Genomic DNA, 7472 nt, shown 5'->3' with positions numbered 1-7472 from the left:
TAATTAATCTAAAACTTCTTTTAAAAATATTTTATGATAACTGATAAGAGGACTTATGTAAAATCACTATAAAGGACTGTTCATATATATAAGGATAAACGAAAAATTTCATTTTGTAAATGAATAGAATTTATTGAATAGTATCAATTTATTGTTAGAAAAATTTCGTTATTGTATCCAGAAGAATTTTTAAATTTTTTCTTATTATTCTATCGTACTTTGCTTAGTTGAATTATATACGAAGGTTGAAGCTTCCTCAGTATAGTATAAAATTATGATTTAATCCTTGGTCAATATGACGGTAGAAGATAAATTAATTGTATTTTTTCACTTTCTACTATTAGCAGAACTAACAGATGTATTTTGCAATAGTTTTGTACTCTTATTCTGCCACAAACAATTGATCCTAGATGATTCTTTATCTGCTTTAGACTACCAAACCGATTTGAATTTACGGTAGGCTTTGAAGCGGGACTTGGATTGTACAGACATGATCATTTCGCAAAGGATTCCTTCTCTGCAAAAAGCGGAGAACATTTTATTGATGGATAGCGGTCGGTTACTGGCTAAGGGAACACATGAAGAATTAGTAGAAAACTCACCGGAGTATCAAGAATTAGTCGCATCACAGGAGGAGAATTAAGATGAAAAAACTATCTTCCAAAGGGTTCCGTTATTTTTGGTCTTATCTGCGGGCTTATCCGAAAGAGTTGATTGCTGCTGGTTTGTTCGGCATCATCAGTGGTGCGGCTGTCGTATTGATGACCTATTATATTGGTGTCTCCGTTGATCTATTGATAGGCGCAGGACAAGTAGACTTTACCGGCTTATTCCATATATTAATGCTATTTGGCGGGATCTTGCTTTTGACAGTGGTCAGTCAATGGGTGATTCAGATTTTAGGGAATCGGATTGCTTATCGATCCGTTGCAGAAATCAGGAAAGATACATTTGAACATTTAAATCGTCTCCCTCTAAGGTATTTTGATCAAACGGCACATGGAAATATTGTCAGTCGTTTTACCAATGACATGGATAATGTTTCTGTTACGATTTCAGCTGTTTTTATCCAATTATTTTCAGGAGTCTCGACCTTGGTGTTGGCTTTAGCGTTTATGCTGTATTTGAATACCTGGTTAACGATTGTGGTGCTCGTTGCCACTCCGATTATCTTTACCGTCATGTGGTTAGTAGCAAGGGCTTCTCAACACAATTTCAGTAGCCAGCAGAAAATTACAGGAGAACTGTCGGGTTTTATCAATGAGCGCATACGCAATCAGAAAATTGTGAAAGCTTTCCAACAAGAAAACACTTCGCAAGAACTGTTTGAAGCAATCAATCAGCGCTTGTATGTAGAGGGACAAAAAGCCCAATTCTCTTCTTCATTGACCAATCCTCTCTCTCGGGTGGTGGATCATTTGGCTTATATTGCGGTTGGGTTAGTTGGGGGATTGTTGGCTTTAAACGGCCATTCTGGCGTAACGATTGGAGTCATTTCCAGTTTTACGATTTACGCTAGTCAATTTACTAAGCCTTTTATTGAGATTTCTGGTATCACTACCCAGATCCAATTAGCTTTAGCTGGTTTGGACCGAGCTTATGACATCATTCAACAACCCATTGAAGAACCAGATGCAGAAAAGGCTCGTGTCCTGAGCGAAGCTAAAGGAGCAGTCTCTTTTCGAGATGTCGACTTTGCTTATCAAGAAGGGCAAACCTTGATCACTGATTTCAATTTAGAAGTGGAGCCAGGAGAAACCATTGCCATTGTCGGGAAAACGGGAGCCGGAAAATCAACGTTGATCAATTTATTAATGCGGTTCTATGATGTGGATAAAGGAAGCATCTTAATTGATGGGACTGATATTCGCCAAATCACGCGAGATAGTTTGCGTCAAAGTTTTGGAATGGTGTTGCAAGAAACCTGGCTTTTTGAAGGCTCTTTACGCGCTAATTTACGTTATGGCCGCAAAGACGCAACAGATGAAGACGTTTTTGATGCATTAAAAAAGACCTATATGTACGATTACGTGGCGCGTCTTCCAGAAGGTCTCGATACGCGTATGGGTGACAGAGGGATAAAAATCTCTGATGGGCAGCGCCAATTGCTGACGATTGCTCGGACGATGATTTCTGAGCCGGACATGCTAATTTTAGATGAAGCGACCAGTTCGGTAGATACGTTGACAGAGCAAAAAATACAATCGGCTTTCTTACAAATGATGGAAGGTCGAACCAGCTTTGTGATTGCCCATCGTCTTTCAACTATTCGAAATGCCGATAAAATTTTAGTGTTGGATCAGGGAAATATCTTAGAAACTGGAAGCCATGATGAATTGCTTGCACAGAACGGTTATTACAAGCAGCTTTATGAAGCTCAATTTGCGGCAGAAGAATAAAAAAGCCGAGGTACAAAATTCACGTTATTTTATTCACTACTATTTAAAGAAACGTATTAGCCGAAGCATTCTATTGTAGATTTAAGTGGATTTGAAGCAACTATTTTATGATACCTATATTAGAGGTATCTTTGTGAAGCTAATGAAGTCATTGAGTGTGCTCGTTTTGTATTTCAAAACGAACATGCTTTTTTCTCAATACATTCATTTACCAGCTGGATAGTACAGCCATTCTGTTCTATAATAAGAGTAAACTACACGGAGTTGGAGTTAGAGATGACTCAAACGAGATGAAGGGGATAAAACATGATCGATTTACACTGTCATATTTTGCCTGGGATTGATGACGGGGCAAAGGATATAGAAGATTCAATAGATATGGCGCGAGCAGCTGTAGCAGAAGGCATCACTCATATTTTAGCTACTCCGCATTATAAAAATGGCCACTGGGATAATGAAAAAAAAGATATTTTACTTTTGGTAGATGAATTGCAAGCAGAACTAGATGCACGTGATATTCCACTGACTATTTTTCCAGGGCAAGAAGTGCGAATCAACGGCGAATTGTTTGAAGATTTAGAAGAAGATAAAATTCAATTCATCGATGAAGGCAATCAATATGTGTTAATTGAATTTCCAACACCTTCTATACCGGCATATACAGAATCGTTATTCTTTGAATTGCAAAAAGAAGGTGTTACGCCGATTATTGTTCATCCAGAGCGGAATCGAGCGGTGTTAAAAGACCCGAATGTTTTACTGCCTTTTGTTGAAAAAGGAGCTTTAGCACAATTAACAGCAGCTAGTTATACCGGAGGATTTGGAAAAGCTATCCAGAAAGTAAGCAAACAGCTCGTTGAAGCTAATTTAGTTCATTTTATTGCTTCAGATGCACATAATATTTCTTCACGTTCTTTTCATATGAAAGAAGCTTATCGAAAGCTGGAAAAAGAATTCGGCAGAGAAAAAGTTAATGAGTATCAACAAGTCACGAAAGACTTAGTTAACGGAGAAGTGATTATCTCACCAACACCAAGGACTGTGAAACAAGCTAAGTTTTTGGGATTGTTCTAGATTGGGAAGTTGTGAATTGGGTTAATAAATAGGATATTAAAGAACAAAAAGTGGTTTTCAGCTATTGTACGGAGATGTGGAAAGCTGAAGACATCTTTTTTGTTTGTACTAATAACCATTGTTATAATAAGTGTATTTGGGATGCTGAATAATGAGCTGGATTATGGAATTCATTTTTTTATTGTTTTTTTAAGTAATTTATAACGAAAAGGTAGAATAATTAATGGATATGTCAATGTAAACACTCTTTTTTACTATAGTTTGAAATTATTAATAACATTTTGTTTTAAAGTGATTATTTTTGTAATTCATAGTATCGTAGAGGTGGAAATAGATCACTATTCTGTCTAAGAGGAGGTTTTATGATGAAAAAATTATCCAAAAATAAATTAGCAACTATAATAACAAGTAAAAGAAAAGAGAAAAACTTTACTCAAGAAAATCTAGGAGAGGTAACTGGTATCAATAGGATTATGATAAGTCGTATTGAAAGAGAAGATTTTATTCCATCTGTTACTCAGTTAGAAAAATTAGCAGATACTCTTGAATTTGATATTGCGGATATGTTTGTTGAAAAAGAAAAGGAAAATTCTTTTGTCGCATTACGAAGCGAAGCACTAAGTGATAATGAAAAAGAAGGCGTAGAACAACTCTTTAAAATGATGATCTCTCTGAGACAACAAACGCTGCTAAGGAGAAAGATTGAAAATGAATGAAACTGTTATGCTTAATGAACTACAGTTAGAGGAAATTCGCAAACTTGCTAAAGAACGCCGTCAGTCTCTCGGATTTGTGGGTGAAGCTCCCATTGCAAATGATATTTTCACAATATTGGATCAACTAGACATTATGCTGCTTGAATATCTTATCGAATCTGAAAAAGGAAAGCCGGCTTTCTCAGCAGCCATTATGTATTCAGAAGAAGGTGAGAAAGAGCTTGTTTTTATAGGAGTGAATACTGCTGATTACTATGACAAACAAATTTTTGCCATTGCTCATGAATTGTATCATTACTATACAAAAAAGGGTTCTCATCTTACTCGTTTAAATGATGAAGAAAGTAATATAATCGAAGCAAAAGCAAATCGTTTTGCTGCTGAATTTTTATTATCAGAAGAGAATTTAAAAGGAATTGCACTTGAAAACTTTAAGGCATCTTCTTTAAAAAATATTTCTGATAAAGCTCTTCTTCGTTTCATTGCGCGTTTGCACTGTACCTATTGGCTGCCTTATCACTCTCTTATTAAAAGACTAAGCGAAATAAGAGCAATTACGCAAAACCAAATGGATCATCTCTATGCTATTGATGAAAGAGACCTAAATAGTGAATATTTTAAAATTGGTATAGCTGTCAACAAGGAAATTTTTATCAAATTAAACACCATCACAAAAATTACGGGTACCTCAGCTCAAAATATTGAAATTATTTTACACAACTTTGAAGATAATCTTATTGATGAAGAAAAATTTGCTGATACATTAAGTCTTTTCAATAAAATACCAGAGGAATTTGGCTACGGCACTACTATATCCGATGAAGATATAGATGAACTTAATGCTTTTTTTAGCCAAATAAAGTTAATAAGAAAATTCATCCTACATTAACATTGTATGGATGAGTTAAAGTAGAGTCCACAAGTAACTTTCTTCAATATAAAACAGGCACAAACACAATCCTATGCAATTTACAATCGCATAGGATTGTTTGTGTTTATCTATAGATATAATTGTTAATGTTACCACTTAATTAGGCAAAGCTGATTAAATAATGAGTTGTATTTCAAACAAAAAAGAATTAATATTCCATAAATACATAAAATGTATTGAAATAATATTTCATCTAATAAATAATCTTTATATAATAAAACAAAAAACAAGTAGCTGCTTAAAATAGCAGCTACTTGTTTTTTATATTTACTTTTATTCAGAAACTGGTATAATAGCATCTATAGATATTAAAATATGTTTTTAGGGGGAATAATAGTTTGATTATAAATAGTAAACTGAAAGCTGCTGTAGGTTTTAACCCTACAAAAAAAAGTCACCAATTAAGTATTTTAGATATGTGTCGCAAAATTAAAGAAAATAAAATTACTTTACCTCTATATCAAAGAGATTTGAGCTGGAGTTTAGCTAAATCAATTTCTTTGTTAAATTATCAATTATTTGGAAAAGCTCCTGTAGCGCCAATATCCATTAATCAAATGTCAAGTACTGGAGTTGTTGTTCCACAAGTCTCGTTTATTAATAGAGAGCTTGTAGATACTACCTTGATCGAAGCTGACCACCAGTCAGTGGTCGATGGTCAACAGCGTTTGTCGACTAACTATAAAGCATTTATAAATCATGAAGACTTTAGGAATATATTTTTAGATGTCTCCGCAGCTAAATTTAAATTAGTAGAAAGCAGCTTGAAGGATTATCATATTCCTGTAGGCATTTTATTAAACGAAGACGAGAATATATTATTGTTTTTTTTACAAAAAAAGAATCTTGTAGAAGCACTTTTTCCAATCCTAGTACAAATAAGAAGTAAAATAATGTCTTACAATTACACAATTAATATCGCCGAACATTTAACAGAAGATGAACAAATTGAATGGTTTGAAGTTTTAAATAATGCTGGAAGTAGAGTTACAACATTACAGATGAGTTTTTCAAAATTAAAATTACATGATTTTGATATATATTCGGACTACGTGACACCTTTTAAAGAAAAAATCCAGACCTATGGATACGATGAACTATTTTCTCCTTTTACAACGAATGTATCTTATCCTGTAGCTTCGCTCAATCCAGCTTTTGAAATGATTAAAAAATCAGGGATTCATAGTGTCAATTATGCACCTATTCCATCAGATACAAAAGAATCGCAGATAACAAATTTAGATATAAATGATTTAACTGAAATTATAGATTTATCGTTGATTAGTTTAAATAAAGCTTTAAATTTTTTGAGTGAAGAAAACTTGGAAGATTATGTTAATCGAATGGATTATATTTTATACTTAACAGGATATTTTGCTTTCAATGGTACTGTAGATGAAACTAATGAGCAAAATTTAGTGAGTTGGGTTCAAACTGTAAGTTTTGTAAATAAATCTAATGGTGCAAGAAGAGATATTTTTGATAGTCTTATTAAAAATATTTTCGAAGTATAAAAGTCAAATGGTATTTAGTTATTAACTAGAATAGGTGGAGTATACATGGCAAGTAGTTATTACGAAAATTTGTTAGAAAGAGTGTTGACAAATTCTGAACATAATAGTTGGGATAGTAGTGGGTGAGAATGGAAAATTGAAGATTAGGACGAGGACTCGCATGTAGAAAACTACTTGCCTATGTGGAAAAGAAAAAGCCAGATATCTCTTCTATATAAGAAATAAATATAATAATATATTGTATCTTATTGAAAGTTCATGTACCAAGAAGTTTAAACGTTCTGATTTGGATACAAAAGTAACTATTTATGAAAAATTATTTAAGCTATATCATACTACTTACTACTATAGAAGAAATTAGTATATTGAATTATTATCTGAATTATTTTCTAGAAATGTCCTTGACTATTTTAATCAAGAAATTGTTTTTGATAGTGAATACAGTTCTTTTAATGGAAATGAAGATTACGAATTTATGCTTAAAATATTTAATAAAAGAAATGCTCCTACAAAAAAAGCAAGAGAAAAAGATTAAAGTTATAATTATTAATCAAGCCAAGTCATATTTAAGTAATCAATTAGAAAATAAAAATGTCAATTTCTTACCTGAAGATACTTATTTGCGTCATTTTCATACAAGAGTTAGATAAAACCCTAGAAATGCAAGGAAAAAGGAGGATAAATAATTTATGACAAGAAATATTTATACGTCTATTAATGCCTTTTCAAAAGAAGTTGTTGATTTAGATCCTAATGATTTAGAAAAAGCTAGAAATAGCAGAAAATGGTTAGTTGATAAGATTGAAGAATTTTCTGAAAATGATGGTTCATTCCCTAA

The 7472-nt window shown here is 33.0% G+C and carries 5 protein-coding genes and 1 pseudogene; all 6 read left to right on the top strand.

Features of this window, described 5'->3' with window-relative positions; translation table 11 throughout:
• Positions 1–400: 400 nt before the first annotated feature.
• Positions 401–643: pseudogene (locus RT405_RS10290) on the top strand (ABC transporter ATP-binding protein); the annotation flags it as partial.
• Positions 639–2399, top strand: coding sequence for an ABC transporter ATP-binding protein (locus tag RT405_RS10285; RefSeq protein WP_396163688.1), 1761 nt, complete (start codon positions 639–641; stop codon positions 2397–2399). The pseudogene RT405_RS10290 and the gene RT405_RS10285, both read left to right, overlap by 5 nt.
• 306 nt (positions 2400–2705) lie before the next feature.
• Entirely contained in the window at positions 2706–3473 is a 768-nt protein-coding gene (locus RT405_RS10280; RefSeq protein WP_313469519.1) for a CpsB/CapC family capsule biosynthesis tyrosine phosphatase, read from the top strand.
• A 362-nt stretch (positions 3474–3835) separates the two neighbouring features.
• Positions 3836–4189 (top strand): helix-turn-helix domain-containing protein, encoded by a 354-nt coding sequence (locus RT405_RS10275; RefSeq protein WP_313469518.1) that lies wholly within the window; start codon positions 3836–3838, stop codon positions 4187–4189.
• On the top strand, positions 4182–5078 hold the full coding sequence (locus RT405_RS10270; protein ID WP_313469516.1) for an ImmA/IrrE family metallo-endopeptidase: 897 nt from the start codon (positions 4182–4184) through the stop codon (positions 5076–5078). Before RT405_RS10275 ends, RT405_RS10270 begins: the two co-directional genes overlap by 8 nt.
• 380 nt (positions 5079–5458) lie before the next feature.
• On the top strand, positions 5459–6634 hold the full coding sequence (locus RT405_RS10265) for a DUF262 domain-containing protein (protein ID WP_313469514.1): 1176 nt from the start codon (positions 5459–5461) through the stop codon (positions 6632–6634).
• Positions 6635–7472: the final 838 nt, after the last annotated feature.

Source organism: Carnobacterium sp. (genome assembly GCF_032094055.1).
Taxonomy (GTDB): domain Bacteria; phylum Bacillota; class Bacilli; order Lactobacillales; family Carnobacteriaceae; genus Carnobacterium_A.
This window is presented reverse-complemented; position numbering and strand designations above follow the sequence as displayed.

Excerpts from the sequence above, each read along its gene's own strand:
- RT405_RS10270 (WP_313469516.1), top strand. The coding sequence starts at position 4,182 with ATGAATGAAACTGTTATGCTTAATGAACTACAGTTAGAGGAAATTCGC.
- RT405_RS10275 (WP_313469518.1), top strand. The coding sequence starts at position 3,836 with ATGATGAAAAAATTATCCAAAAATAAATTAGCAACTATAATAACAAGT.
- RT405_RS10280 (WP_313469519.1), top strand. The coding sequence starts at position 2,706 with ATGATCGATTTACACTGTCATATTTTGCCTGGGATTGATGACGGGGCA.